19 protein-coding genes and 4 tRNA genes are annotated in these 26,251 nt (G+C 63.7%); 15 read left to right on the top strand and 8 right to left on the bottom strand.

What is annotated here, in order from left to right; all coding sequences use genetic code 11:
- Positions 1 to 45 precede the first annotated feature (45 nt).
- Positions 46 to 1,302 carry an MgtC/SapB family protein gene (locus LJY18_RS16255; RefSeq protein ID WP_238042840.1) on the bottom strand — a complete coding sequence of 419 codons (1,257 nt, stop codon included), beginning with the start codon at positions 1,300 to 1,302 and terminating at the stop codon, positions 46 to 48.
- 194 nt (positions 1,303 to 1,496) lie between these two features.
- Positions 1,497 to 4,973, bottom strand: coding sequence for a hybrid sensor histidine kinase/response regulator (locus LJY18_RS16250; RefSeq protein WP_238042839.1), 3,477 nt, complete (start codon positions 4,971 to 4,973; stop codon positions 1,497 to 1,499).
- 248 nt (positions 4,974 to 5,221) lie between these two features.
- Between LJY18_RS16250 and LJY18_RS16245 the strand changes: the two genes are divergently transcribed.
- From LJY18_RS16245 to LJY18_RS16225, 5 genes are all read left to right on the top strand, one after another.
- Positions 5,222 to 5,791 carry a GNAT family N-acetyltransferase gene (locus LJY18_RS16245; RefSeq protein WP_238042838.1) on the top strand — a complete coding sequence of 190 codons (570 nt, stop codon included), beginning with the start codon at positions 5,222 to 5,224 and terminating at the stop codon, positions 5,789 to 5,791.
- 3 nt (positions 5,792 to 5,794) lie between these two features.
- Positions 5,795 to 6,640: an AraC family transcriptional regulator gene (locus LJY18_RS16240; protein WP_238042837.1), complete on the top strand. Its 846-nt coding sequence runs from the start codon at positions 5,795 to 5,797 to the stop codon at positions 6,638 to 6,640.
- A gap of 322 nt (positions 6,641 to 6,962) precedes the next feature.
- Positions 6,963 to 7,673, top strand: a complete 711-nt coding sequence (locus tag LJY18_RS16235) for an AzlC family ABC transporter permease (RefSeq protein ID WP_238042836.1) — start codon at positions 6,963 to 6,965, stop codon at positions 7,671 to 7,673.
- Entirely contained in the window at positions 7,673 to 8,002 is a 330-nt protein-coding gene (locus tag LJY18_RS16230) for an AzlD domain-containing protein (RefSeq protein ID WP_238042835.1), read from the top strand. Before LJY18_RS16235 ends, LJY18_RS16230 begins: the two co-directional genes overlap by 1 nt.
- Positions 8,003 to 8,258: 256 nt before the next feature.
- The gene (locus LJY18_RS16225) at positions 8,259 to 10,136 is read left to right on the top strand and encodes an MFS transporter (protein WP_238042834.1); all 1,878 of its coding nucleotides are present in this window, start codon (positions 8,259 to 8,261) and stop codon (positions 10,134 to 10,136) included.
- A 9-nt stretch (positions 10,137 to 10,145) separates the two neighbouring features.
- Here the strand turns inward: LJY18_RS16225 and LJY18_RS16220 are convergent, their stop codons facing one another.
- Positions 10,146 to 11,636: an MDR family MFS transporter gene (locus LJY18_RS16220; RefSeq protein ID WP_238043050.1), complete on the bottom strand. Its 1,491-nt coding sequence runs from the start codon at positions 11,634 to 11,636 to the stop codon at positions 10,146 to 10,148.
- Between the two features lie 49 nt (positions 11,637 to 11,685).
- On the bottom strand, positions 11,686 to 12,735 hold the full coding sequence (locus tag LJY18_RS16215) for an HlyD family secretion protein (protein ID WP_238042833.1): 1,050 nt from the start codon (positions 12,733 to 12,735) through the stop codon (positions 11,686 to 11,688).
- Positions 12,736 to 12,841: 106 nt separating this feature from the next.
- Between LJY18_RS16215 and LJY18_RS16210 the strand changes: the two genes are divergently transcribed.
- The 8 genes from LJY18_RS16210 to LJY18_RS16175 all read left to right on the top strand — a co-directional run bounded on the left by LJY18_RS16210 (position 12,842) and on the right by LJY18_RS16175 (position 17,453).
- Positions 12,842 to 13,762 (top strand): LysR family transcriptional regulator, encoded by a 921-nt coding sequence (locus tag LJY18_RS16210; RefSeq protein ID WP_238042832.1) that lies wholly within the window; start codon positions 12,842 to 12,844, stop codon positions 13,760 to 13,762.
- 32 nt (positions 13,763 to 13,794) lie between these two features.
- Entirely contained in the window at positions 13,795 to 15,276 is a 1,482-nt protein-coding gene (gene gltX, locus LJY18_RS16205; protein WP_238042831.1) for a glutamate--tRNA ligase, read from the top strand.
- Between the two features lie 146 nt (positions 15,277 to 15,422).
- Positions 15,423 to 15,498, top strand: a tRNA-Ala gene (locus LJY18_RS16200).
- A 65-nt stretch (positions 15,499 to 15,563) separates the two neighbouring features.
- Positions 15,564 to 15,639, top strand: a tRNA-Glu gene (locus tag LJY18_RS16195).
- A gap of 51 nt (positions 15,640 to 15,690) precedes the next feature.
- A tRNA-Ala gene (locus LJY18_RS16190) sits at positions 15,691 to 15,766 on the top strand.
- Positions 15,767 to 15,816: 50 nt separating this feature from the next.
- Positions 15,817 to 15,892 (top strand) — tRNA-Glu (locus LJY18_RS16185).
- A 170-nt stretch (positions 15,893 to 16,062) separates the two neighbouring features.
- Positions 16,063 to 16,602 (top strand): TetR/AcrR family transcriptional regulator, encoded by a 540-nt coding sequence (locus LJY18_RS16180; protein WP_238042830.1) that lies wholly within the window; start codon positions 16,063 to 16,065, stop codon positions 16,600 to 16,602.
- An 11-nt stretch (positions 16,603 to 16,613) separates the two neighbouring features.
- On the top strand, positions 16,614 to 17,453 hold the full coding sequence (locus LJY18_RS16175; protein WP_238042829.1) for an alpha/beta fold hydrolase: 840 nt from the start codon (positions 16,614 to 16,616) through the stop codon (positions 17,451 to 17,453).
- On the opposite strand, the gene LJY18_RS16170 is transcribed toward LJY18_RS16175, so the two are convergent.
- A complete protein-coding gene (locus LJY18_RS16170; RefSeq protein ID WP_238042828.1) occupies positions 17,423 to 19,282 on the bottom strand; it encodes a sensor domain-containing diguanylate cyclase in 1,860 nt (619 codons plus the stop codon). The two genes, LJY18_RS16175 and LJY18_RS16170, sit on opposite strands and share 31 nt — an antisense overlap.
- A gap of 363 nt (positions 19,283 to 19,645) precedes the next feature.
- Between LJY18_RS16170 and LJY18_RS16165 the strand changes: the two genes are divergently transcribed.
- A complete protein-coding gene (locus LJY18_RS16165; protein WP_238042827.1) occupies positions 19,646 to 20,095 on the top strand; it encodes an acyl-CoA thioesterase in 450 nt (149 codons plus the stop codon).
- A gap of 9 nt (positions 20,096 to 20,104) precedes the next feature.
- On the opposite strand, the gene LJY18_RS16160 is transcribed toward LJY18_RS16165, so the two are convergent.
- Positions 20,105 to 20,494: a hypothetical protein gene (locus LJY18_RS16160; protein ID WP_238042826.1), complete on the bottom strand. Its 390-nt coding sequence runs from the start codon at positions 20,492 to 20,494 to the stop codon at positions 20,105 to 20,107.
- A gap of 150 nt (positions 20,495 to 20,644) precedes the next feature.
- Between LJY18_RS16160 and LJY18_RS16155 the strand changes: the two genes are divergently transcribed.
- Positions 20,645 to 21,628, top strand: coding sequence for a tRNA dihydrouridine synthase (locus tag LJY18_RS16155; protein ID WP_238042825.1), 984 nt, complete (start codon positions 20,645 to 20,647; stop codon positions 21,626 to 21,628).
- A 61-nt stretch (positions 21,629 to 21,689) separates the two neighbouring features.
- Here the strand turns inward: LJY18_RS16155 and LJY18_RS16150 are convergent, their stop codons facing one another.
- Together LJY18_RS16150 and LJY18_RS16145 are read right to left on the bottom strand one after the other, a co-directional pair.
- A complete protein-coding gene (locus LJY18_RS16150; RefSeq protein ID WP_238042824.1) occupies positions 21,690 to 22,436 on the bottom strand; it encodes an SDR family oxidoreductase in 747 nt (248 codons plus the stop codon).
- 68 nt (positions 22,437 to 22,504) lie between these two features.
- Complete coding sequence (locus LJY18_RS16145; protein WP_238042823.1) at positions 22,505 to 26,182, bottom strand: PAS domain S-box protein; 3,678 nt, start codon at positions 26,180 to 26,182, stop codon at positions 22,505 to 22,507.
- Positions 26,183 to 26,251: the final 69 nt, after the last annotated feature.

The raw sequence follows: 26,251 nt of genomic DNA, 5'->3' as shown, positions 1-26,251 counted from the left end.
GGCTGAAGCGAAGCGCCGGCCGGGCGCTCCTGTGCGCGGTGTTGCTCAAACCAGCAGCAGTACTGTTGCACCCGCCAGCAGGCCGGCGGCCATCACCGGCAGGGTCCGCAGGGCCAGCTGACGGCCGCCGATCAGGGCGATCAGCAAGCCCTTGATCAGGCTGTTACTCAAGACCGCGAGGTAGATGCCATGCACCGCGACCTGGGGCGCCAGCTCGGCTTTGGCGCTGCGCGCCAGGGTCAGGGTGATGGGGTCCACGTCGGCAAGTCCGGAGAACAGCGCCACCAGATACACGCCCGCATCGCCAAGCCAGCGCCGGGCGCCTTCCGCGAGAAACAGGATCAGCACCAGCAGTGCAGCGAAGCGCAGCGCCGAGCCCAGCTCGAAGGGGTTCTTCAGGGGGGGGGCGGCGTTTTCCTCCGGCATGCTGCCGGCCAGGCGATAATAGGCCAGCGCGCCCCCGGCATAGATCAGGGCCGCCACGCCCAATGGCCAGAGCAGGCGCGGCAGCAATTGAGCATTGATCAGGCCGACTTCCAGCAGCACACGGGGAAACATCAGTGCCGAGGTTGCCAGCAGCCCGCAGGCCAGTATGGCGTGCAGGCCGCGCTGCTGGTTCAGGCGGGCGAGGGTGACGGTCATCGCGGTGGAGGAGACGATGCCGCCCAGTAGCGCGGTGATCAGCAGGCCATGGCGGGTGCCGACCAGGCGAATTGCCACATAGGCGGCGAAACCGAGGCCGGCGATCAATACCACCATCCACCAGGTGATATAGGGATTGAATACCTGCCAGGGGCCATAAGCCTGATTGGGCAGGGCAGGCAGTATTACCAGGGAGATGAACAGCAGCTGGAGCGCACCGGACAGTTCGAGCTCGCTCAGTTGCTGTAGCGAGTAGTGCATGACTCGCTTTAGGCTCAGCAGCAGAGCCACCGCCACGGCACCGGCAGCGGCAAGGGGCGGGTGTCCGGCGACTGCCAGGCTGCCGAGGATGAAGGTGATCAGCATCGCCACTTCGCTGGTCAGGCCGCGGTCGCCTAACTGCAGCAGGTCGCCGAAGTACGAGGCGAGTACCAGCGCGGCGAAACCGACGAAGATGACCGCCCAGGCGACCATGCCGAAGCGCTCGCCGAGAAACATGGCGAAGCCACCGAGCAACCCGGTCAAGGCAAAGGTGCGGATGCCGGCGACACGGCCGCCTTCCTCTACTTTGCGCTGGTGCCAGCCACGCTCGGCGCCGATCAACAGGCCGATGGCCAGAGCGCTGGCGAGGTTCAACAGGGTATCCAGAGTCTCGGGCATGCTGCGTCCTTGAGCGGGGCGGGTTGTTGGCAGTTTAGCCAGTGGGCGAGCGCGGCGCATTGCGGCAGGTCAGTGGGCGAGCGTCGCGGCCACTGGCAATCGTGGCTGAAGCCGCTTCCACGGGGAGCGCGCGTTACATCGAGCATTACATCTTGTGGGAGGGGCTTCAGCCGCGAGCGGTTCGCGCGGCCAGCCTAGCGCAGCGTCAGGTGGCGGCTGAGCAGGGCGCGCAAGGCTGCGGGTTTGACTGGCTTGGCCAAGTAATCGAGGCCTGCGGCGTGGACTTCGGCAATCACTTCGGGGCGGCCGTCGGCGCTGATCACCACACCGGGCACCGGCTCGCCCAGACGGGTGCGCAGCCAGGCCATCAACTCGGTGCCGGTTTCGCCTTCGTCGAGGTGGTAGTCGATCAGGGCCAGGTGCGGGCGGACGTCCTCGCTGAGCAGGTGTTCGCATTCCAGGCGATTGCGCGCAGTCCATACCTGGCAGCCCCAGCGTGACAGCAGGCTGTGCATGCCGGTGAGGATGCTGTCCTCGTTGTCGATGCACAGCACCTGACTGCCGGTCAGCAGCTGGCCGTTGAGTTCGGCGCTGGCCGGCTTGGGCTTGGCCACTGGAGTGCGGGCCAGTGGCACGGTGACGCTGAACATGCTGCCCTTGCCCGGCCAGGACTGCACCTCCAGCTTGTGCTCAAGCACCCGGCACAGGCCGTCAGCAATTGCCAGGCCGAGGCCGAGGCCTTTTTCGGCGCGGGTCTGGTGGCTGTCCAGGCGCTTGAATTCCTCGAAGATCACTTTGCGCTTGTCTTCCGGGATACCGGGGCCGCGATCCCAGACTTCCAGGCGCAGTTGCCCGCCTGAGCGGCGCACGCCCAGCAGCACGCGACCCTTGGCGTAGCGGAAGGCGTTGGTGAGAAAGTTCTGCAGCACCCGGCGCAGCAGTTTGCTGTCGCTGTCCACGCGCAGGTGACTGCCGCGCAGGCGGAAGTCGACGCCGCATTCGGCGGCCAGTACCTTGAATTCGGCGCCCAGGGTGTCGAACAGGTTGTTGAGGACGAAGGCGTTGCGGTCCGGGGTGATGCGGCCATTCTCCAGGCGCGAGATGTCCAGCAAGTCGCTGATCAGGTCTTCCGCCGAGCGCAGCGAGCTGTCCAGATGGCGCACCAGTTCCTTGGCTTCGCGCGGTAGCGCGTCCTCCTGATGGGAGAGTGCGGCGGAGAACAGCCGCGCGGCGTTCAGCGGCTGCATCAGGTCGTGGCTGACGGCGGCGAGAAAGCGGGTTTTCGATTGGTTGGCCGCCTCGGCCACGCCCTTGGCCTCGGTCAGCGCCTGGTTCAGTTGCGACAGTTCATGGGTGCGTTCGGCGACCCGCTGTTCCAGGCCTTCGTTGGCGTCCTTGAGCGCTCGCTCGGCTTCGCGGAACTCGGTGATGTCGGTGAAGCTCATGACGAAGCCGCCGCCGGGCATCGGGTTGCCGATCAGTTCGATCACCCGGCCATTGGGGAAGGTGCGCTCATAAGTGTGGGCGGTGCCCTGGCGCATCCAGTGCAGGCGCCTGGCGATGCTTTCCTCGACATCGCCGTCGCCGAGCATGCCGCGTTCGGCGTTGAAGCGGATGATCTCGGCAATCGGCCGGCCGACATAGATCAGGCCTTCCGGGTAGTCGAACAGCTCGACATACCGATGGTTCCAGGCCACCAGACGCAGCGCCTGGTCGACCACGCTGATGCCCTGGGTGATGTTCTCGATCGCACCTTGCAGCAGGGCGCGGTTGAACTGCAGCACCTCGCTGGCTTCGTCGACGATACGCACCACATCCTCGACCTGCATCTCGCGCCCCTCGATGGCCGCCTTGACCACCGCGCGGGTCGAGGAGGCGCCGAGTACCCCGGCGAGCAGGCGTTCGGTGTGGGCGATCCACTCGCTGTTGGCCGGCAGGTTGGGGTTGAAACTCTGGCCCTGGCGGTAGGCGCAGCGCATGAAGCTCTGTCGGGCGCGCTCCTCGCCGACGAAGCGGCTGGCGAGTATCAGCAAGTCGTTGACCTGAACCGCCAGCAGGCTGCGGTTGCTCGGTTTGGCACCGAAGTCGTGACCGATGAAACGGCCGGCTTGCCAGTGTTCGGAAACCCGCGTACGGGAGAAGTAGGACACCCAGGCGAACAGCAGGAAGTTGCCGGCCAGCGATAGCACCACGCCGCGAGTCAGGGGGTCGACCTCGAAGCCGATCGGCGCGTAGAGCAGGCCTTGTAGGCCTGGCAGGCTGTCCAGCGACCAGCCGAGGCCGCGTGCCACCAGCGGCATGATCAGGGTGTAGAACCAGATCAGTGCGCCGAGGGCCATTCCGGCAAATACGCCGCGGCGGTTGGCCTGCTTCCAGACCAGGGCGCCGAACATCGCCGGCGCCAACTGGCTGATGGCGGCGAACGAGACCTGGCCAATGGTTGCCAGGCTGGCGTTGGAGCCCAGCAGGCGGTAGCAGACATAGGCCAGCAGCAGGATCAGCACGATGCTCACCCGGCGCGCCGTGAGCATCCAGTGGCGGAAGGCCTCGAATGGCCGCTCGGTGTTCTGCCGATGCAACAGCCAGGGCAGCAGCATGTCGTTGGAGATCATGGTCGACAGAGCCACCGAGGCGACGATGACCATGCCGGTGGCGGCCGAGGCGCCACCGATGAAGGCCAGCACGGCGAGAGCCGGGTGCGCTTGGGCCAGCGGCAGGCTGATCACGAAGGAGTCTGGCGTCACGCCGGCCGGCAGAATCATCTGCCCGGCCAGGGCAATGGGTACGACGAACAGTGCGGCCAGCACCAGGTAGGCCGGAAATACCCAACGGGCCAGGCGCAGGTCCCGGGGTTCAATGTTTTCCACCACAGTGACGTGGAACTGTCGCGGCAGGCAGATGATAGCGATCATCGACATGCCGGTCAGCGTCATCATGGCTGGCCAGTTCACCGCCTCGGCCCAGAAATCGTCGAGTGCGGGGGTGCTGCGGGCCTGGTCGAACAGATCGCCGAAACCGTTATAGAGGCCGTAGGTGACGAACGCGCCGACAGCGAGAAAGGCCAGCAGTTTGACAATCGATTCGAAGGCGATCGCCAGCACCATGCCGCGGTGATGCTCGGTGACGTCCAGGTTGCGGGTGCCAAACAGGATGGTAAACAGCGCCAGAACCAGCGATACGATCAGCGCGGTGTCCTGCGCGCGGGTGCCCACGGAGTCGGCGCCAGCGCCGATCAGCAGGTTGACACCGAGGACGATGCCTTTGAGTTGCAGGGCAATATAGGGCAGCACACCCACCAGGCAGATCAGCGCCACGACTACCGCCAGGGCCTGGGATTTACCGTAGCGCGCCGCAATGAAGTCAGCGATCGAGGTGATGTTCTCCTCTTTGCTGATCATCACCATCTTCTGCAGCACCCAGGGGGCGAACAGCATGAGGATGATCGGCCCGAGGTAGATTGGCAGAAATGACCAGAGCTGCTCGGCAGCCTGGCCGACCGCGCCGAAGAAGGTCCAGCTGGTGCAGTAGACCGCCAGAGACAGGCTGTAGACCCAGGCGCGCATGCGCGGCGGCAAGGGCGCGCGGCGGCGGTCACCATAAAAGGCGATGGCGAATAGAATGGCCATATAGGTCAAGGCGACTGCAGCGATCAGTCCGCTGGACAACGACATGGGTACTCCGACAGCAAACTATATGGGACTTGCCCGGTCTTAATTCAGGTGCTGACTACAGCCCCTTTGAGACGAGACCATACTTCAAATGAATCCTCAGCAGTGTCGCAGTAAAGTGCCGTGCCGTCAGGCGCTACCAAGGTCGCAGGCCGGGACAACAACCAGTCGGCTGCTACCTCCTGGTAATTGTGGTCGGGCGTCTGCCCTGTTAGCGTGGCGCGCTTGCGTCTAGTCGGAGGAGGGACCCCATGTTCAAGCCGCAATTGATTACCCTGCAGCGCGGCGCGCTGCGTATCGAACCGATGCTCGATGCCGATATCCCGGCGTTGGTCGCCCTGGCCGAAGCCAATCGCCAGGAGCTGAACCACATGAGTGGCGCCCAGCGCCTGGATTGGTACCGCCAAGGCCTGATCGACCAGCGTGAAGGCAAGGCGCTGCCGTTCGTCATCCGCCTCGGCGACCAGCTGGTGGGCACGACCCGTTTCGGCGACTTCATGCCGGCGCTGCCCGCCACCGAAATCGGCTGGACCTGGCTCGATCACAGTCAGCACGGCACCGGCCTGAACCTCATGGTCAAGTACCTGATGCTGCGCCACGCCTTCGAGAATTGGCGCATGGTGCGCGTGCAGTTGAAAACCGCCGCCAGCAACCTGCGTTCGCAGCGTGCCATCGAAAAACTCGGTGCGCAACGCGAGGGCGTGCTGCGCAATCATCGCCGGCTGGCCGACGGGCGCCTGGACGACAGCGTGCTGTACAGCATCACCGATCAGCAATGGCCGTCGCTCAAGCAAGAGCTGGAGGCGCGTTTCGGTGCCTGACCCATGCAGCCGCTGACGGGAGAGGAGCGCGCACGCTTCAGTACCAGTGAAGATTTGCACGGGCTGGAGCTGTTGTCCGCGCGTTTTATCGAGCACCGTTTTGCTCCGCATGTGCATGACAGTCATGTGATCGCCGTGCTTGAAGCCGGTGCCGAACGTTATCGCTATCGCGGCGTCGAGCACCTGGCGGGTGCTGGCAGCATCGCCCTGCTCAACCCGGACGAAGTGCACACCGGCTCCAAGGGCGTCGAGCAGGGCTGGCAGTACCGGGTGTTCTACCCGCCGCCCGGTACGCTTGAGACGCTGTTGGTCGAACTCGATTTGCCCCATGCCGCGCCGCCAATGTTCCACGATGCCGTGCACCAGGACCCGGCTTTGGCGTCGCGTTTGAGTGCGCTGCACCGACTGCTGGAGGAGTCGCAGGCCTGCACCCTGCAGCGCCAGACCCTCTGGCGTGAAGTGATTCTCGAGTTGCTGCAGCGCTATGCGCGCCTACCGTCACCGGGAGGCGTCGCTCAGGAGCCGCGCGCCGTGGCGCTGGGCAAGGAACTATTGGCCAGTCAGTTGTGCGACCCGCCGTCGCTGGAGCAATTGGCGGCCGTGGTCAATCTCTCGCCGTTTCATTTCGCCCGGGTATTTCGTCGCGCCACCGGCTTGCCGCCGCATGCCTGGTTGATGCAGCGGCGCCTGGAGCGGGCGCGTGGCCTGCTGAAAACCGGCTGCGCGCCCCTGAGCGTGGCTATGCAGCTGGGCTTCGCCGACCAGAGCCACCTGAGCCGGCAATTCAAGCAGACCTATGGCGTCGGCCCGGGCGCCTACCGCAAGGCCTGCTGCGGCCTCCCCGCGTAGGGTGCGCTCTGCGCACCGTTGACGGGTATTTGGTGCGCGCGGCCTAGGCGGCCCCGCACACCCTACGGGTCGAAGTCATCCTGGCAATGATTTCGCGGTGGTTTTCTAGCGGCCTGTCCGAGAATGGCAATTGGCTGCAAATCGTAGGTTGGCGCTGAGAAACGAAGCCCAACAAAATAAGGGTGTTGGGCTTCGCGAAACTCAGCTTGCGCCGCCCGGCCGCTCAGGCCCCATGCAGGCGCCCCGTCACTGTTTGACTGCGCAAGATCGTTCAAGACCGTCTTCGAGCTGCGGTGTAACCTGCGCAGCCCAAGGAGGCTCCATGTCCCGTCAACACGAATTTGCCCAGGGCGCCCGCGACATGCTGCCGATGCTGCTTGGCGCCATGCCCTTCGGCATCATCTTCGGTAGCCTGGCCGGCGCCGCCGGCCTGAGCCCCTGGCAGACCCTCGGCATGTCGTTGCTGGTGTTCGCCGGTTCGGCGCAGTTCATCGCCATCAGCTTGCTTGGCGCCGGTACCGGCCTGGTCGTGTTGCTGCTCACCACCCTGGTGGTCAACCTGCGCCACGCCCTGTACAGCGCCAGCCTGCAGCCCTTTGTCCGTCATCTGCCCAAGCGTTGGCGCATGCCGCTGGCCTTCTGGCTGACCGACGAGGCCTACGCGGTGGTGCTCCAGCGCTACACCGCGGCGGACAGCTTGGCGCACAAGCACTGGTACTTTCTCGGGGCGGCCCTGGCCATGTACCTGAACTGGCAACTGTGCACCCTGATCGGCGTGCTGTTTGGCCAGCGCGTGCCGAACCTGGCCGCCTGGGGGTTGGACTTCGCCATGCTGGCGACCTTTATCGGCATCGTCGTCCCCATGTTGCGCAATCGCCCGCAAGTAGCGGCGGCGCTGGTGGCCGGTGCGGTGGCGCTGGCCTGCCATGCCTGGCCGTACAAGCTCGGCTTGCTGGCTGCGGCGTTCAGCGGGATCGTCGTGGGCGTGCTGCTGGAGCGGCGTAATGAACGGTTCGAAGAGGAGCTGGCCTGATGGATAACTGGTGGCTAATCCTCGGCATGTTGGCGATCACCTTTTCGATTCGCTACAGCCTGTTCGCCTTTCCCGATTTGCGCTTCCCGCCGTTGGTACGTCAGGGCCTGCATTTTGTGCCGACCGCGGTGCTGACCGCCATCGTGCTGCCGGGCATGTTGCTGCCGGATGGTCAGCACTGGGCGTTGCGCCTGGACAACGCCTACCTGTGGGCGGGGCTGGCGACTATCGCCATCGCCGCCATCACCCGGCATTTGCTGACGACCATCGGCGGCGGTCTGCTGCTGTTCTTCCTGATGCGCTGGGCCATGGGCCAGTTGCCGCTCTGAGCGCTGGTGAAAAAACACCCACCTACTGCGGCCGTCTGCAAACGTCCGCAGCGCGCCTTGCCGCGAACGCCTGGAGGTGGCCTCGCGTTGGCGCTCGATACTTTCACACCCGTTGCGGCGGTTTTGCCGCAAGCCTGGCAAAAGTCGTCGATCGTTGTGGCTTTGCCAGGGCTTGTTGCAGTCCAATGCTGGACCGGCGCCGAGGCGCTTGTGGAATTCCCGGCCCTGCACGGCCCTACTGCCAGGTACATGGACGATGACCCAACACTCGCAATTCAGCCTGCTCGGTACAAGGCGTTTCCTGCCGTTTTTCCTCACCCAGCTGCTGGGCGCCTTCAATGACAACATCTTCAAGCAGTCGCTGATCCTCGCCATCCTCTACAAGCTCAGCTCCAGCGCGGACAGCAGTCTGCTGGTCAATCTCTGCGCGCTGCTGTTCATCCTGCCGTTCTTCCTGTTTTCCGCGCTCGGCGGGCAGTTCGGTGAGAAGTTCGCCAAGGACAGCCTGATCCGGGCGATCAAGTTCGCCGAGATCCTGATCATGCTGGCCGGCGCCGCCGGGGTGCTGCTGGGCAACCTGCCGCTGATGCTCGCCGTGCTGTTCTGCATGGGCACCCAGTCGGCGCTGTTCGGTCCGGTGAAGTATTCGATCCTGCCGCAGCACCTGCACGAAGAGGAGTTGGTCGGCGGCAACGCGCTGGTCGAGATGGGCACCTTCCTGGCCATTCTCGCCGGCACCATCGGCGCCGGCATCATGATGGCCAACAGCGGCTACGCCAGCCTGGTCGCCGGTACCGTGGTCACGGTGGCGGTGCTTGGCTATCTGGCCAGTCGCGGCATTCCCCGCGCCCATGCGGCGCTGCCTGAGTTGATGCTGGACTGGAATATCTTCCGCCAGTCCTGGCGCATCATGCGCCTGGGCCTGGCCGAGCAACGCCCTTCGGTCTCGCGCTCGTTGGTCGGCAGCTCCTGGTTCTGGTTTCTCGGTGCGGTCTACCTGACCCAGATCCCGGCCTATGCCAAGCAGTGGCTGTACGGGGACGAAAGCGTGGTGACCCTGATTCTCACCGTGTTCTCGCTGGGCATCGCGCTGGGGTCGATGCTGTGCGAGCGCATGAGCGGGCACAAGGTGGAGATCGGCCTGGTGCCGTTCGGCTCGATCGGTCTGACCCTGTTCGGTGTGCTGCTCTGGTGGCACTCGGGCGGCTTTCCGCAGGGCATCCAGGCCCACGACTGGCTGGCGGTGCTGGGATACGGCCAGGCCTGGTGGGTACTTTCCTCGATTCTCGGTATCGGCCTGTTCGGCGGCTTCTACATAGTGCCGCTGTATGCGCTGATCCAGTCGCGCACCGCGGAACACGAGCGGGCGCGGGTGATTGCCGCGAACAACATCCTCAACGCGCTGTTCATGGTGGTTTCGGCGCTTGTCTCGATCCTCTTTCTCAGTGTCGCCGAGCTGTCGATTCCGCAATTGTTCCTGGCGATTTCCTTGATGAATGTCGCGGTCAACAGCTACATCTTCAAGCTCGTCCCCGAGTTCAGCATGCGCTTCCTGATCTGGCTGCTCGGTCACTCGATGTACCGGGTCGAGCATCAGGGGCTGGATGCCATCCCCGAGGAGGGTCCGGCGGTATTGGTGTGCAACCACGTGTCCTTCGTCGACGCGCTGCTGATCGGCGGGGCGGTACGCCGGCCGGTGCGCTTCGTCATGTACTACAAGATCTACAACCTGCCAGTGCTCAATTTCATCTTCCGCACCGCCGGCACCGTGCCGATTGCCGGGCGCAGTGAGGATCTGCTGATCTACGACGCGGCGTTCAAGAAAATTGCCGAATACCTGCGCAACGGCGAGTTGGTGTGCATCTTCCCGGAGGGCAAGTTGACCGCTGATGGCCAGATCAACGAGTTCAAGAGCGGCATCGAACGCATCCTCGAGGAAAATCCGGTGCCGGTGATTCCCATGGCGCTGCAAGGCCTGTGGGGCAGCTTTTTCAGTCGAGATCCGCACAAGCGCTTCTTCCGGCGTCTGTGGTCGCGGATCAAGCTGGTGGCGGGCGCGCCGCTCGGCGCCGAACAGGCCGACCGGCAGCTGTTGCAGGCACAGGTAGCGGCGTTGCGTGGCACTGTGCGCTGAACGCCAGGATCAATGCACCGCGCCACCGGTGGTGCCGGCAGGTAGGCGGCGGGTCAGCAACACGGCCAGCATGCTGGTGGCGAGGGCGATACCGATGCAGTGGAAGGCATCGTTGTAGGCCATGATCGCCGCCTGCTGATGGGTGATCTCGCTCAGTTCGGCCAAGGCCGCCTGCTCGCTGCCCAGTTTCTCGCTCAGCAGCGCCAGGCGCTCGGCGACCTGCGGGTTGCTCGGCACCAGGGCCTCGCGCAGGTAGTCGAAATAGACCTTGGCGCGGCTGTCGAGCAGGGTCGCCAGCAGGGCGATGCCGATGGCACCGCCGAGGTTGCGCAAGATGTTGAACAGGCTCGAGGCCGAGCCGGCATCCTGCGGCAGCACGTAGGCGGTGGCGATCAGCGAAATGGTCACCATCACCAGTGGCTGGCCGAGGGCGCGGATCAGCTGGATATGATTGAACTGCTCGCCGGCGAAGTCCGGATTGAGCACGCCGGAGGCGAAGCTGGCGGCGCCGAACAGGCCGAAACCCAGGGCGCAGAGCATCTTCGGCGTGACCACTTTCATCAGCAGTGGCACCAGGGGGATCAGGAATAACTGCGGAATGCCCATCCACATGATCACCTCGCCGATCTGCAGGGCGTTGTAGCCCTGGATCTGCGCCAGATACAGCGGCAGTACATAGATGGAACCGTACAGACCCATGCCCAGGCCGACGCTGGAGATGCTCGACAGGCCGAAGTTGCGCTCGCGCAGCACGCCGAGGTTGATCAACGGGTTGGGCCGCGAGACTTGTAGGATGATGAACAGCACCAGGCTGATTGCCGCGATGCTGCCGAGCCCGGCGATCAGGCTGGACCCCAGCCAATCCTTGCGATGGCCTTCCTCAAGAAACACCTGCAGGCAACCCAGGCCCAGGCCGAGGGTGAGAATGCCGGCATAGTCGCTGGTTTTCAGCAGCTCCCAGTGCGGCGCTTTCTTTTCCAGACCGTAGAGCAGCCCGGCGATCATCAGCAGGCCAGGCAGCACGTTGATATAGAAGATGTATTTCCAGCCGAAGTTTTCCGTGAGCCAGCCGCCCAGGGTCGGCCCGATGGACGGGGCGAAGGTCGCTGTCAGGGCGAACAGTGCCATGCCTTTGGCGCGATGGTGCTCGGGCAGTTTGATCAGGATCAGGGTGAACGCCAGGGGGATCAGTGCGCCGCCGGTAAAACCCTGCAGGGCGCGGAACACAATCATGCTCTCCAGGCTCCAGGCCATCGAGCAGAGCAGTGAGGCCGCCAGGAACCCTATGGATACCCACACCGCCAGGCGTCGCGCGGAGAGCAGCTGGACCAGCCAGGCGGTCATCGGAATCATGATGATTTCGGCAACCAGGTAGGAGGTGGAGATCCACGAGCCTTCCTCCAGGGTGGCCGACAACGCACCCTGGATATCCTTGAGCGAGGAGTTGGTGATCTGGATGTCCAGCACCGCCATGAAGGCGCCGAGCAGGGCGCTCATCACCGCGATCCAGTCGCGCCGGCTGGGTTCGCCAGTGGGGCGAATCAGCGCATCAGCCGCCATGCTGGAGGTCGGCCTGGATGTCGACCTTGACCTCTACCGACATGCCCGGACGAATCAGGCCCTGGAGCGGATTGTCCACGGCGAAGGTCAGTTTGATCGGGAAGCGCTGGACCACCTTGGTGAAGTTGCCGGTGGCGTTGTCCGGTGGCAGCAGGCTGAACTGGGCGCCCGAGGCGGCGAACAGGCTGTCGACCCGGGCCTCGATGGGGGTGTCGGGGAAGCTGTCGAAAGTCAGTTCGGCGCTTTGTCCAGCTCGCATGCGGCTGATCTGGGTCTCCTTGAAATTGGCTTGGACCCAGATGTCCTGGTCTGGCACCAGTGACAGCAGGTAGGCGCCAGGCTGCACGACCTGGCCGTTGCGTGCAGCACGCTGGCCGATAAAGCCGCTGATGGGGGCGTGGATCTCGGTACGCGCGAGGTTGAGTTCAGCCTGGGCCAGGTCGGCGCGGGCGCTGGCGATCTGCGCGTCCAGGCTCTTGATCTGGGCATCGAGGGTGTTGATTTGCTGGCGCTGGACCTCAAGGTCCGCCTGCGCCTTGCTCACCTGTGAGCGCGCTATGCGGCTGTCGGCGGCCAGGGTAGTCACCCGTTCTTCGGAGACATAGCCGGGTTTGCGCAGGGTCTGCGCCCGGTTCAGGTCGATCTGGGTCCGACTGAGGGTTGCTTGGCTGGCCGCGACATCGGCCTGACTGGAGGCGATCAGGCTTGCCTGCTGCTGGAGCTTGCTGCGGGCCTGGGCCAACTCCGCCTCGCGGGTGGCCAGGGTAGCGAGGGCGCGCTGCTGCGCCAGTTCGAAGTCGGCGCTTTCCAGAACCACCAGGAGGTCGCCTTGTGCCACGTGCTGGTTGTCCCGCACCAAGACCTGCTCTATGCGCGCGCCAAGCTGGCTGGAGACGCGGGTGATCTCACCCTGCACATAGGCATTGTCGGTGCTTTCGAGATAGCGCTCGACGAGCAGCCAGCGGGCGGAGAAGGCCGCAGTGATCAGGCCGAGTACGACCAGAAATATGAGGAGTCGACGTTGCAGTTGGGCAGGCATGGCAGGCGCTCGAAGCTCGGGCAAAAGTATCAGCGAATCTAGCAGCGTTCCTTTCCTGGCTGTAGTCGTTAGACTTCGGAAACTTTGTTGCTTATGGGGAACAATCATGGGGCTGGATGATGCGCTGATCTTTACCCGTGTGGTCGAGTGCCACAGCTTTACCCTGGCGGCCCAGGGATTGGGCATGCAGAAGTCCACTGTCAGCCGCCGCATCGCCCTGCTGGAGGAGCGACTCGGTGTACGTCTGCTCAATCGCACCACGCGCAAGTTGCGCCTGACCGAGGTCGGTCAAGCCTATTTCGAACGTTGTCGGCAGATCATGCTGGATTTCGCCGAAGCCGAGCAGGCGGTCATGCAGTTGCAACAGGCGCCGTCCGGCTTGTTGCGGATCAGTGCGCCGATTGAGTTCGGTCAGCTATTTCTCGGTCGGGTGTTGGGCAACTTCATGCGTCAGTACCCGCAGATCAGCGCGGAAGTGGAACTGACCTCGCGGCCTGTGGACCCGGTGGAGGAGGGGGTGGATATCGTCATCCTGGTAGGCCAGCCGCAAGACTCGACGCTGGTGGCGCGCAAGCTCTTCGAAACCGAGCGGGTACTGTGCGCCAGTCCAGACTACCTCGTCGATCATGGCACGCCGCTCACTGTGCTGGAGTTAGTCGATCACCGGGCTGTCCTGCTGCCACACGACTCGCCGCGTTACTGGCCGTTGCTTGGTGAGAGCATTCCCTGCCAGCGCGTACTGACAAGCAACAACATCACCTTTGCCCGCGAGGCAGTGCTGGCTGGTGCCGGAATTGCCGCGCTGCCGAGCATGATCTGTCAGGAGGCGCTGCAGGCTGGCCGTTTGGTGCAGTTGTTGCCGGCTGCTCGGCTGCCTGTCGGCGAACTCTATGCGGTCTATCCTTCCAGGCGGTTCCAGGCGATGAAGGTGAAAACCTTTCTCGATTTTCTAATGGCTTGCTTGCCGGTCGGACATGGGCTGCGGCTGGAGCCAGCAGCGGCAGGCCTGTTAATATCGGCGCCTTAATCGATTTCCGCTTCAATTCTTCGAGACTCTCCATGACCACCGTCCGCACCCGTATCGCGCCATCGCCCACCGGCGATCCGCATGTAGGCACTGCCTATATCGCCTTGTTCAACCTGTGCTTTGCCCGTCAGCACGGTGGCGAGTTCATTTTGCGTATCGAGGACACCGACCAGGTGCGTTCGACCCGCGAGTCGGAGCAGCAGATTTATGATGCCCTGCGCTGGCTCGGTATCGAATGGAGCGAAGGCCCGGATGTCGGCGGCCCGCACGGCCCGTATCGGCAGAGCGAGCGTGGGCATATCTACCAGAAGTACAGCGCCGAACTAGTGGCCAAGGGTCATGCCTTCCACTGTTTCTGCAGCGCCGAGCGCCTGGATCAGGTGCGTGCCGAGCAGATGGAAGCCAAGCAGACGCCGCGTTACGACGGTCACTGCATGCATTTGCCCGCTGATGAAGTGCAGCAGCGCCTGGCGGCTGGTGAGCCCAACGTGGTGCGCATGAAAGTGCCGACCGAGGGCGTCTGCGTGGTGCCGGACATGCTCCGCGGCGAGGTCGAAATCCCTTGGGATCGCATGGACATGCAGGTGCTGATGAAGACCGATGGCCTGCCGACCTACTTCCTGGCCAACGTGGTCGACGATCACCTGATGGGGATCACTCATGTATTGCGCGGTGAAGAGTGGTTGCCGTCGGCGCCCAAGCTGATCCTGCTCTACGAGTACTTCGGCTGGGAACAGCCGCAGCTGTGCTACATGCCGCTGCTGCGCAATCCTGACAAGAGCAAGCTGTCCAAGCGCAAGAACCCGACCTCGATCACTTTCTACGAACGCATGGGCTTTCTGCCCCAGGCGATGCTCAACTACCTCGGGCGCATGGGCTGGTCGATGCCCGACGAGCGTGAGAAGTTCAGCCTCGCCGAGATGATTGAACACTTCGATATCCAGCGGGTGTCCCTGGGTGGGCCGATCTTCGACCTGGAGAAGCTGTCCTGGCTCAATGGTCAGTGGATGCGCGAACTGAGCGTCGAGGAGTTTGCCGCTGGCGCGCAGCAGTGGGCATTCAACTCGGACTACATGATGAAGATCGCCCCGCACGTACAGGGACGGGTCGAGACCTTCAGTCAGATCGCGCCGCTGGCCAGTTTCTTCTTCGCCGGTGGCGTCAACCCCGACGCCAAGTTGTTCGAGCACAAGAAGCTGGCGCCAGACCAGGTGCGTCAGGTCATGCAGTTGATCCTGTGGAAGCTGGAGGCGCTGCGTCAGTGGGAAAAGGACAGGATCACCGCTTGCATCCAGGCGGTGGTCGAGCATCTGCAGCTGAAACTGCGTGACGCCATGCCGCTGATGTTCGCCGCGATAACCGGTCAGGCCAGCTCGGTATCGGTACTCGATGCGATGGAAATTATCGGCCCGGACCTCACCCGTTTCCGCCTGCGCCAGGCTATCGAGTTGCTCGGTGGTGTGTCGAAGAAGGAAAATAAGGAGTGGGAAAAGCTGCTGGCATCCATCGTCTAAGCAGCCTGTTATCCCGCTCGGACCGCCATGTTGTCGATTGAGATAGGGTAAGTGGTTGTTCTGTCAGCATAAAGAATGCAGCTATAGATAAAAATTTTGTTGACAGTAGAGGGGCGCGCTCTTAACATGCGCCCCGTCCTTGAGATGGGGCTATAGCTCAGCTGGGAGAGCGCTTGCATGGCATGCAAGAGGTCGACGGTTCGATCCCGTCTAGCTCCACCAATCTCAAAGCCGAAAGGCTTGCCACAGTCAGCTCTCGAGTTGGCTGAGTTTTGAAGGGTATTTGCGTCCCCTTCGTCTAGTGGCCTAGGACACCGCCCTTTCACGGCGGTAACAGGGGTTCGAGTCCCCTAGGGGACGCCACTATTTAAAAAGCAGCTCCGTTGGGGTTGTGAGCCGAGAGGCGATAAATCTGGGGGTATAGCTCAGCTGGGAGAGCGCTTGCATGGCATGCAAGAGGTCAACGGTTCGATCCCGTTTATCTCCACCAATTTCCACGATAAGGCCAGCGTAAAGCTGGCCTTATTCATCGAAGGTTACGTCCCCTTCGTCTAGTGGCCTAGGACACCGCCCTTTCACGGCGGTAACAGGGGTTCGAGTCCCCTAGGGGACGCCATTTTTGCCCGCTCTGCGGGACTTTAAAGGGTCATTCTTTGCGGAGTGGCCCTTTTGTTTTTTGGCTTCGGCTTTCCTTTCGATCATTCAGCCCGACCAGCGGTACGGTTTTCTGCTTGCTTAAATTTATTACGAGCATAATATTTCAATCGTAATATTTTGGAGGTGAGCATGAACGACAAGAAAGCCCAAACCCGTGAACGCATTCTTTCTGCGGCCAGTGCCGCATTGGTGCAGCGCGGCCCCGCCGAACCGAGTGTCGGTGAGGTGATGGGGGCTGCCGGGCTGACCGTGGGCGGTTTCTATGCGCACTTTGCGAGCAAGGATGCGCTGATGCTGGAAGCGTTCAGGCAGCTGCTCGGTCAGCGCCGCGAGTTGATTAAGCAGGTGGAGAGCGATCTGCCAGCCGACGAGCGGCGGGCGCTGATCGCAGCGTTCTACCTGTCACGCAAGCACCGCGATGCGACCGAGCATGCCTGCCCGCTACCGAGTTCGCTGGGCGAGCTGACGCGTCTACCCGAGGGCTTTCGTACGGCCCTGGCCGAGCATCTGGAGTTAATGGTGGCGCAATTGTCGGCAAGCCCCGAGGACGCTCCCCGCGTGCTTGCCGATATCGCCTTGATGGTTGGGGGGTTGGCGCTGGCGCGGGCGCTGGGTCCCGGCGAGTTGTCTGACCGCGTTCTGCGTGCCGCCAAGACGGCGATCGTTTGAGGAGAAGGGCAATGAGCAATTTGAGCTGGGTTCGTGGGTTCAATGCCACCGTCGGCTGGGTGGCGCCGCAGGCAGTGGCAAGCAAGATGCGTCGCCAGTTCATGACGCCGCGCGAGTTGCCGCCGCGGGATTGGGAGCTGCCGCTGCTGGCTCAGGCCGAGCGCATCACCCTGCGTTTCGGGCTTTCGGCATTGCGCTGGGGCAGTGGTCCGACGGTGCTGTTGATGCATGGCTGGGAAGGCCGGCCGACCCAGTTCGCCGAGCTGATCAAGGCCCTGGTGCAGGCCGGCTACGGTGTGGTTGCCCTGGATGCCCCCGCGCATGGACGCTCGCCGGGGCAGGAGGCAAATGTGGTGGTGTTCGCCCGCGCCCTGCTCGAGGCCGCCGGAGAATTGCCGCCACTGCAGGCGGTGATCGGCCATTCGATGGGCGGCGCCAGCGCCTTGCTGGCGACGCAGATGGGCTTGCGTGCCGGCGCCGTGGTCAGCATCGCGGCGCCGAGCCGGATTCTCACCATGCTGCGGCTTTTCGCCCGCTATATGGGCTTGCCTGCCCGGGCAGGGGCGCATTTCGTCCGCCTGGTCGAGGAAAAGGCCGGCATGCCGGCCGGGCATCTCGATGTGACGCGTTACCAGCTGGATTTTCCAGGGTTGATCGTGCACGCCGCCGATGACCCGGTTGTGCCCTATGGCGAGGCGCAGGCGATCCATGAGGCCTGGTTCGACAGCCGCTTGTTGCGTCTCGAGCAGGGCGGGCACCAGCGGGTCTTGTCTGACCCGCAGCTGGTGCAGGCGGTTATGCAGCTATTGGCGGCGCTGCGTCAGACCTCGTCAAGTGAGCTGGCTTCATAGCTTTCCACGCGATTGCGGCCGGCTGCCTTGGCGCGATAGAGGGCCTGGTCGGCCTGCTGTAGCAGCTGTTCGCTGTCCGCACTGGCGGGTAGCCCGGCCCACACCCCGATGCTGGTGGTCAGGTCGATGGTCTGGCCTTGATAGGTGCAGGGATGGCGGGCCAGATCAGCACGCAGCTGTTCCGCGAGGTCATGGGCGCCGGCCTGATCGGTATCGTTGAGTACGGCGACGAACTCTTCGCCGCCGAAACGGGCGAGCAGGTCGCCGGCGCGCAAGCGTTGCTGCAGGCGTTGGGCAGCGTGGTGTAGGCAGGCATCGCCGGCTAGATGGCCATAGTGATCGTTGATCTGCTTGAAGTGGTCAAGGTCCATCATCAGGATGGCCATAGGGCGCCGGCTGCGCACGGCCTGGGCCAGGCTTCGATGCAACTCTTCGTTGAGGGTCTGGCGGTTGAGCAGGCCGGTCAGGCTGTCCCGACGGTTCTGCTCGGACAGTTGCTGATGGGCGCCGGACAGTGCCTTCAGGGCTTGTTCCAGTTCCGCTGTGCGCTCCTTGACGCGGATCTCCAAGCCCTCGTTGAGCTGGCGTTGCAGGCTCAGGCTCCTGGCTTGTTCCACGCTCAGCTGTTGCTCCTGGGCGAGCAGTTGCGTCTGGGCCAGGCGTTGGGCGTGCTGCGCCTGACGGATGCGCACGGCCAGGGCGATGGAGAACACCACCAGCTCGATCAGTCCGCCGATCTGTTGTGCGTGCAGGGTCAGCAGCGAATTGGCGATCAAGCCGGTGCCGCTGAGGATGCTGAACAGGCTGGCGCTGATCAGCACGAACCAGCCGATGGCGAACAGGCGGGCGGGTTTATAGCCCTCGCGCCAGCGCAACAGGGTGAACAGGCAGGCGAGTGCGGCGCAGACGATGACCAGGGCGAAACCGCCGAACAGTGCCATCTGGTAGGGCGCGAACAAGGACAGGCCGATGACCAGCCAGGTGCAGCCCAGCAGCACGTGCACGATCTGCGTGTAGCGCGGCGATGCGTGCCGGAGGTCGAGCACGCCGTAGGCGAACAGGATTCCGAACAGGGTGGCCACTGCCGAGCTGAGCGGGAAACTCAGCTGGTGCCAGTCAAGCGCTTGCGGCCAGAGCCATTGCAGGGCGAAGCCGAGCTGGATGAACTGGTAGCCGCCGAAGCTGGCGACGAACAGGCTGTACCAGAGGTAGTCGCGGTCGCGGGTGATGACGAAGATCGACAGGTTGTAGACGAACAGCGCCGCCAGCGCGCCGAAGAACAGGCCCTGCAGGAGCAGCATGCGTTGTTCATGGCGGTCGAAGGTTGCGCTCGTCATCAGGCTGGCGCTGAGGTTGGCCGAACCTTCTGTCTGCATGCGCAGGATCAGTTCGCGGCTTTCCCCGGCGGCCAAGTGTAGCGGTAGCAGCAGTTGCCGGTGCTCGATCCAACGCGCGGCGAACGGACGCTGATCGCCAGCGCGGTAGACCTGCTCGCCATCCAGGCCATAGGCATCGAGGTAGTCCAGCAGCGGGTTAGCGATCAGCAGTACCCAGTCCATGTTGCGGGGTTCGGGGTTATGCAGTTGCAGGCGCAGCCAGTAGGCGCTGCCGCTGTAGCCGAAGCTGGCATCGCGGCGGGCAACCGGCTGCCAGGCTGAGTCGGGCAGGCTGCGTACATCATCAATATCTGCCTGCTTTTGCGGATCTTGCCAGACCTGCATGAAAGGCCCCGGCAGCACGACGTGCTCTGCAGCGGTCAGGGTCAGGACGCCCGCCTGGCTTAGGGTGGGCAGGAGTAACAACAGCAACAGGCGTAAGGTTGCAATCAAAGTGCACGGCTCTCGGGTCAGTGACGGTCTTGATGACGCGGCGCAGGTCGATGTCCACATGGCCTGCGGGGTCATAGCCTAGTGGCTTCGGCCGATTTACCAAAATACTTTAGGCCGATTAGTCGCGCGCAGGCTGTGGATTCTTTCAGGCACGCGGGGGAACTGGCGTGTGCGGCATGGAGTTGCTGCGCCTTTAGCGCCTAGAATGGGGCGCCAGCCAACCTGGCAGTCCATCATTTGAAGATTCAGGAGCAAGCCCATGAGCCCGATGGCGAGGATCAATCAAGCGCTGCCCGTGTGGGGCTGGCTGCCGTCTTTTGCCGTGCTTGCGTGCGCGCTGAGCGGCAATCCGGAGCAGTCGCGATGAGGTGGGACCTGGCTAATCCATTTGTGCTCGACGTCAACGTGGTTGCCGACGACATAGATGGCCTTGGGCATGTCAATAATGCGGTCTATGTCAGCTGGCTGGAGCGCTGCGCCTGGCGCCACTCGCAATACCTGGGCCTGGACCTGGCCGAATACCGGCGCCTCGACCGTGCCATGGCGGTGCTGCGCCATGAGATCGATTACCTGGCCAGCGCTTATGAGGATCAGGAGCTGCAGATGGCCACCTGGATCGTCGAGTCGGATCAGCGTCTGAAGATGGATCGGCGCTTTCAGTTGATCCGTCCAGCGGATGGCATCACCTTGTTGCGGGCCAAGACCACCTTTGTCTGCATCGAACTGTCCAGTGGCAAGCCCAAGCGCATGCCGGTCGAGTTCGTCGAAGGCTACGGCCGTGCTTTGCAGCTCCCCTTTCCGCTGGAGCTCTGACTCGCGCCGTTAGTGCAGTTGCGGGGCCAGGAACAATGCGTTGTTGTCGAGCATTACCAGGTACTGCCGGGTCTCTCCGGGTTCGAGCAGAACCGACTGGCCGCTGGCCAGGCCGGCTGCATCGCAATTGTCAGCTGGCTTCAGTCGAGCCCTGAGGTAGAGCGTGCCGGCCGGCACATCCAGGCTCACCGTTTTTCCGGTCGGCAGTTGTGCCACTGGCTTCTTCTCCACAAGCAGTTCGACAGCGCAGGCGTTCGGCACCTTGTGGTCGCGACCGATGATCAATTTGGCCATTTCTTCGGCTGCGGGCTGCTGTCCGGCTGCACCTGGCGCCAGTGCCTCTGCATGGCTCAGGCCGAGACTGCTGTACAGGCTGGCGAGCAGTATCAGGATGCGCATGTTCGTCCTCCGGGGCATTTTTGTGTCCCGATAGTGGACTCCCTGATACCGGCGGCGTTCCATCTCGCTGGGTGGTGCCTGTCTTGGCGGGCATTTCATTCAGGGCAATTCGCCGCGTAAACTACGCGACGTTTTTTCGAGAATGTTGCTATGCAGATCGCCCTTGCACCGATGGAAGGATTGGTCGATGAAATCCTTCGCGATGTGCTGACCCGGGTCGGCGGCATCGACTGGTGCGTGACCGAGTTTATTCGTGTCACCGAGCGGGTGCAGCCCGCCTCGACCTATCAGAAGCTGGCGCCGGAACTGTTCAGTGCTGCGCGAACGGCGGCCGGTACGCCAGTGCGTGTGCAGTTTCTTGGTTCTGATCCGCAGTGCCTGGCGGATAACGCCGCCTTTGCCTGTGGCCTCGGCGCGCCGGTGATCGACCTCAATTTCGGCTGCCCGGCGAAAACCGTGAACAAGTCCCGTGGCGGCGCGGTGTTATTGAAAGAGCCGGAACTGCTCCATGCCATCGTCCGCGAGGTGCGCCGTACGGTGCCGGCCGGGATTCCGGTAACGGCCAAGATGCGCCTGGGGTTCGATCACAAGGACTACGCCCTGGAGTGCGCCGAGGCCCTGGCCGAGGGCGGGGCCTCGCAGCTGGTGGTGCATGCGCGGACCAAGGTCGAGGGCTACAAGCCGCCGGCGCATTGGGAGTGGGTGGCGCGGGTGCAAGAGGTGGTCAAGGTGCCGGTGTTCGCCAATGGCGAGGTGTGGACGCTGGACGACTGGCGGCGCTGCCGTGAAATCAGTGGCGTCGAGAACATCATGCTCGGCCGCGGGCTGGTGGCGCGGCCGGACCTGGCCCGGCAGATCGCCGCGGCGCGGGCCGGACAGACCGTGGTTGCAATGGACTGGGCCGCGTTGCAGCCCTTGCTCGCCGATTTCTGGCAGCAGGCACGGCGCAAGATGTCCCCGCGCTATGCCCCGGGGCGCCTGAAGCAATGGCTGGCGATGCTTACCCGCAGCTATCCCGAGGCGTTCGCGTTGTTCAATTCGCTGCGTCGGGAGAACGATTGCCTGCGGATCGATGCCTTGCTTGGCGTCGATGTTCCGATTGCCTCGCGCCAGGAACAATGGACCATCGCTTGAGAACAAGGCGCCTGCAGGAACCAGCAAGTTGGCGCCTGCAGGACAGATGCTGGCGGCGTGCTCAGCGTCCGCCGCTGACATCCAGCAGGGCGCCGCTGGTGTAGGACGCCTGTTCGCTGGCCAGCCAGAGAATCGCCTGGGCGACTTCCTCGGCCAGGCCGCCGCGGCCCATGGGTACGCTCGGGCTGACCCGGGCGACCCGTGCCGGTTCGCCGCCGCTGGCGTGGATCTCGGTGTCGATCACCCCGGGGCGCACGGCATTGACCCGAATGCCGTCGCCGGCGACTTCCTTGGCCAGGCCCAGGGTCAGGCTGTCGATGGCGCCTTTGGCGGCGGCATAGTCGATGTATTCGCCGGGCGCGCCGAGGCGGGCGGCCACCGACGACAGGTTGACGATGGCACCGCCACTGCCGCCACGGCGGGTCGACATGCGATTCACCGCCTCGCGGGCACAGAGAAAGCTGCCGAATACGTTGACGGCGAAGACTCGCTGCCAGCGGCCGAGGTCCATCTGTTCGAGGCGCATCTGCTGCTCCAGTATGCCGGCGTTGTTGACCAGCACGTCGAGGCGGCCGAAGTGCCGGTCGAGGCTGGCGAACAGCCGCAGTACCTGAGCTTCATCGGCAACGTCGGCCTGCACGGCGATGGCCTGTCCGCCAGCCGCGACGATTTGGTCCGCCAGCGTCTCGGCGGCCTGGCTGTGCTGGTGGTAATTGAGGCAAAGGGCATAGCCCTGGGCCGCTGCCAGCCTGGCGGTGGCAGCACCGATGCCGCGGCTGGCGCCGGTGATCAGCATGACTTTACGCATAGGGCGGGTCTCCGGGGCGGTCTGGGCGCGGTCGGCGTCGTGGCGCAGGTGTTTCGCTGCGCGGCCCTTCAGGACGCCGCCGGACGCTGTCGAGTGTGTGCCAGCAGGGCACGGAATTCGGGCAATGGCAGCGGCTTGCTGAACAGGTAGCCCTGGTACAGGTGGCAGCCCTGTTGTTCGAGAAAATCCAGCTGTTCCTGTTGCTCGACGCCTTCGGCAATGATCTCCAGGCCCAGGCTGCGTGCCATGGCGACGATGGCGCGAATGATTTCAGCATCGTTGGCGTCATGGGGGGCGTCGCGGACGAAGGATTGGTCGATCTTCAGCAGGTCCACCGGCAGGCGTTTGAGGTAGGTCAGCGAGGAATAGCCCGTGCCAAAATCGTCCATGGCGAAGCTGACGCCGAGCTTCTTCAGGCGATTCATCTTGGCAATGGTGTCCTCGATGTTCTGGATGACAATGCCTTCGGTGATTTCCAGCTTGAGCATCGGTCTGGGTAAGGTGCTACTGCGCAGGCTGCATTCCACGCGCTCGACAAAGTCGTTATGGCGGAACTGGCGCGGGCTGATGTTGACGCACAGGCTGAAGTTCTGTGCATCGATCAGCCCTTCTTCGAGCAATTGCGCGCAGGCATGGCAGGCTTCGGCGAGCACCCAGCCACCCACTTCGAGGATCAATCCGCTTTCCTCCAGCACGTGGATGAACAGTGCCGGTGACTGCGGGCCAAGGGTTGGGTGGAGCCAGCGCAGGAGTACCTCGGCGCCGATGATCTGGCCGGAGCGGGCATCCGCCTGGGCCTGGAAATACAGCTCGAACTCGCCGCGCGCCAGAGCCTGGCGCAGGTCATTTTCCAGGCGTAACCGTTCGCTGGCGGCTTCCTGCATGGTCCGCCGGAACAGCTGGACGGTATTGCGCCCGGAGTCCTTGGCGCGATAGAGGGCGATGTCGGCGCGTTTCAGCAGGTCGGCCGGAGTGGCGCCGTGGTCAGGGATCAGGGCGATGCCGATGCTCGGTGTGACCTGCAGGCGATGGCCGTCGATGAGCATGGGTTCGGCCAGCAGCTTGCGCAGTTTCTCCGCGACCATGTGGGCCTGGCGGGTGACGGCCGAGCGTTTGCCCTCGAGGCCGGAGAGCAGGATAACGAACTCGTCACCGCCGAGGCGGGCGACCGTATCTTCCAAGCGTACGCTGGCTTCCAGGCGAGCGGTGATCAGTTTGAGCACGCTGTCGCCGACCGGGTGGCCGAGCGAGTCGTTGATGTGCTTGAAGTGGTCGAGATCGAGAAACAGCAGGGCGCCGCGCAGGTCGTGGCGCTTGAGCAGGGCGATCTGCTGGGTCAGGCGGTCCATGAGTAGGGCGCGGTTGGGCAGGTTGGTCAGCGAGTCGTGGTAGGCCAGGTGCTGGATCTGCGCCTGGGCTTCCTTCAGCAAGCTGATATCGCGGGCGGTCAGCAGCAGGCAATCGAGGCCGTTCAGGTCAATCGGCTCGACCGAGACCTCCACCGTCTTGATACTGCCGTCGCGGTGTTTGCCGAACATTTCCCGGTGCGTTATGCGGCCGTCACGCTGGAGCGTTTCGAGCATCTCCAGGCGCTGTCTGGGCTCGGCCCAGATATTCAGCTCCAGGGCCGAGTGACCGATGACCTCCTCGGCGCGGTAGCCGGTGAGGCGGAAGAAGCCCTCGTTGACCTCGATGTAGCGAGCCGTATCGCGCTCGGTGATGGTGATGGCGTCGGGGCTGGAGTGAAAGGCCTTGGCGAATTTTTCCTGGCTGGCCTTGAGTGCTGCCTCGGCTTGCAGGCGTTCGCTGACGTCGCGGAAGGTGGAGAGGATGCACAGCTGGCGGTCGACCCGGATGTAACGGCAGGACACCACGCAGGTCAGCTCATCGCCCGTCCGGGTACGGTAACGGGCCTGCTCGTTGTCCAGGCCCTGGTGCGCGGCGAGCTTGTCGTACAGGCGCCGGCGTTCGTCGCAGTCGATCCAGAAGCCGGCCTCCGGGCCGCTGCGGCCGACGATCTGCTCGGGTGTCCAGCCGAAGGTCTGGCTGAAGCTGTCGTTGATTTCGACGAATACGCCGTCGCGGATGCGCGACACGCAGATAGGGTCGGGGCTGGCCTGGAACAGGGTGGCGAATTTCTCTTCCGAGGCCGACAGGCGTTGTTCGCGCTGCACCCGTTCACTGATGTCGATGAGAATGCCGGCCATGCGCAAGGGCTTGCCTTGTTCGTCGCGGTAGAGCTTGGCGGTGCTCTCGAGAAAGTGCACTTTGCCATTGCCATAGGTTGCTCGGTAGGTGACCTGGGAGTCCTGGCCAGTACCTTCTACCAGCTCGCGGTAGGACTGGCGCATGGCCAGCCGGTCGTCCATGGGGACATGGCCGAAGAACTCGCGAAAATCACCATGAAAGGGCGCCTGGCTGAAGCCGTGCAGCGTTGAGGCGCGGGCCGAGGCAAACAGCATGTTGCTGGGGATGTGCCAGTCCCAGGTGCCCAGGTCGGCGGACTCCAGGGCCAGGGTCAGGCGTTCCTGGCTGTTTTTAAGGGCCTGCTCCTGGGCGCGCTGCTGGGTGATGTCGCGTACTGTCAGCACCAGGCAGGTGTGTCCGTCCAGCTCGATTTCGCCGCCGAACAGCAGGTTGTCGCTGACGCTGCCATCGCGGCTGTGCAGGCGTACCTCCAACTCGTCCAGGCGACCTTGATGCACCGCCTCAAGCATCCGCTGGCGGTCCTTGGGATCGGCCCAGATACCCAGCTCCAGCGAGGTGAGCCCCAGGGTTTCGCTATTGTTCCAGCCGAATTGCCGTTCGAAAGCCGGGTTGACCTCGATAAAGCGCCCGGTTTCCTTGTCGGTGATCACTACCGCGTCGGGGGTGTGGCAGAACGCTTGGGCGAATTTCTCCTCGCTGCTGCGTAGCGCCGCTTCGATGCGCTTGCGTTCGCTGGTATCGAGAAAGGTGCTGAGCAGAAAGGCTTGACCGTCCAGCTCGATGTACTGGCTGGACATCACGCCGTCGAGAATGCGCCCGTCGCGGGTACGCATCTGCACTTCCTGGGTGGCCGGTTCACGGCTGTTCGGCGCCGTGCGGCGCAGATAGTCGCGCTGCTGCTCATGCACCCAGAGGTTCAGGTCGAGGGTCGAGCGGCCAACGGCCTCGTCGACCGGCCAGCCGAAGATGCTGGCGAAATGCTGGTTGGCCTCTGTGATCAGGCTGTCGGCGAAACGCACCAGCAGGATCGCGTCCGGGCTGAGGTGAAACAGAGTGGAGAAGCGCTGTTCTGAGTTGAGCAGCGCCTGGGCGCGCTGCTGTTGTGCGGTGATGTCGCGGATGACGCCGAACATCTGTTGCTTGCCACTGTCATCGATCTGCAGGCTGCCGCTGATCTCCAGCCAGTGCAGGCTGCCGTCCGGCCAGCGAATGCGATGCTGCAGGGCATGGCTGCTGGGTACGCCGTCGAGCACGGCCTGGAACATCTGCAGGACTTGGTGGCGGTCTTCCTCCGGGATCAGTTCGATGTAGTCGACCCGGGTGCGCAAGGGGCGGCTCGGGTCCAGGCCGAACAAGGCCTGGGCGCCCCGCGACCAACTGACCTGGCCGCTTGGCACATCCCAGTACCAGGCGCCCAGTTGCGCGCCGTTGAGTGCCGCCAGCAGGCGCGGGGCGTCGTTCCAGGTGTTCTCGAACACGACCGGATCCAGGGCAGGAATGTGCGGCAGCGGTGGCCGGTTGTCACTGGCGTTGGCCATTGGCAGCCTTTTGGTTATGGGATGAGCTGTGCTGGGTAGTGAAATGATAGTGGTTCAGGGTCATGTAAC

The organism is Pseudomonas sp. MMS21 TM103 (assembly GCF_022132145.1).
GTDB lineage: Bacteria > Pseudomonadota > Gammaproteobacteria > Pseudomonadales > Pseudomonadaceae > Aquipseudomonas.
The sequence above is the reverse complement of the archived record's forward strand: the minus strand, read 5'-3'. Positions and strand labels throughout refer to the sequence as shown.

Coding starts and splice junctions, on each gene's coding strand:
- LJY18_RS16255 (WP_238042840.1), bottom strand. CDS start 1,302: ATGCCCGAGACTCTGGATACCCTGTTGAACCTCGCCAGCGCTCTGGCC.
- LJY18_RS16250 (WP_238042839.1), bottom strand. CDS start 4,973: ATGTCGTTGTCCAGCGGACTGATCGCTGCAGTCGCCTTGACCTATATG.
- LJY18_RS16245 (WP_238042838.1), top strand. CDS start 5,222: ATGTTCAAGCCGCAATTGATTACCCTGCAGCGCGGCGCGCTGCGTATC.
- LJY18_RS16240 (WP_238042837.1), top strand. CDS start 5,795: ATGCAGCCGCTGACGGGAGAGGAGCGCGCACGCTTCAGTACCAGTGAA.
- LJY18_RS16235 (WP_238042836.1), top strand. CDS start 6,963: ATGTCCCGTCAACACGAATTTGCCCAGGGCGCCCGCGACATGCTGCCG.
- LJY18_RS16230 (WP_238042835.1), top strand. CDS start 7,673: ATGGATAACTGGTGGCTAATCCTCGGCATGTTGGCGATCACCTTTTCG.
- LJY18_RS16225 (WP_238042834.1), top strand. CDS start 8,259: ATGACCCAACACTCGCAATTCAGCCTGCTCGGTACAAGGCGTTTCCTG.
- LJY18_RS16215 (WP_238042833.1), bottom strand. CDS start 12,735: ATGCCTGCCCAACTGCAACGTCGACTCCTCATATTTCTGGTCGTACTC.
- LJY18_RS16210 (WP_238042832.1), top strand. CDS start 12,842: ATGGGGCTGGATGATGCGCTGATCTTTACCCGTGTGGTCGAGTGCCAC.
- gltX (WP_238042831.1), top strand. CDS start 13,795: ATGACCACCGTCCGCACCCGTATCGCGCCATCGCCCACCGGCGATCCG.
- LJY18_RS16180 (WP_238042830.1), top strand. CDS start 16,063: ATGAACGACAAGAAAGCCCAAACCCGTGAACGCATTCTTTCTGCGGCC.
- LJY18_RS16175 (WP_238042829.1), top strand. CDS start 16,614: ATGAGCAATTTGAGCTGGGTTCGTGGGTTCAATGCCACCGTCGGCTGG.
- LJY18_RS16165 (WP_238042827.1), top strand. CDS start 19,646: ATGAGGTGGGACCTGGCTAATCCATTTGTGCTCGACGTCAACGTGGTT.
- LJY18_RS16160 (WP_238042826.1), bottom strand. CDS start 20,494: ATGCGCATCCTGATACTGCTCGCCAGCCTGTACAGCAGTCTCGGCCTG.
- LJY18_RS16155 (WP_238042825.1), top strand. CDS start 20,645: ATGCAGATCGCCCTTGCACCGATGGAAGGATTGGTCGATGAAATCCTT.
- LJY18_RS16150 (WP_238042824.1), bottom strand. CDS start 22,436: ATGCGTAAAGTCATGCTGATCACCGGCGCCAGCCGCGGCATCGGTGCT.
- LJY18_RS16145 (WP_238042823.1), bottom strand. CDS start 26,182: ATGGCCAACGCCAGTGACAACCGGCCACCGCTGCCGCACATTCCTGCC.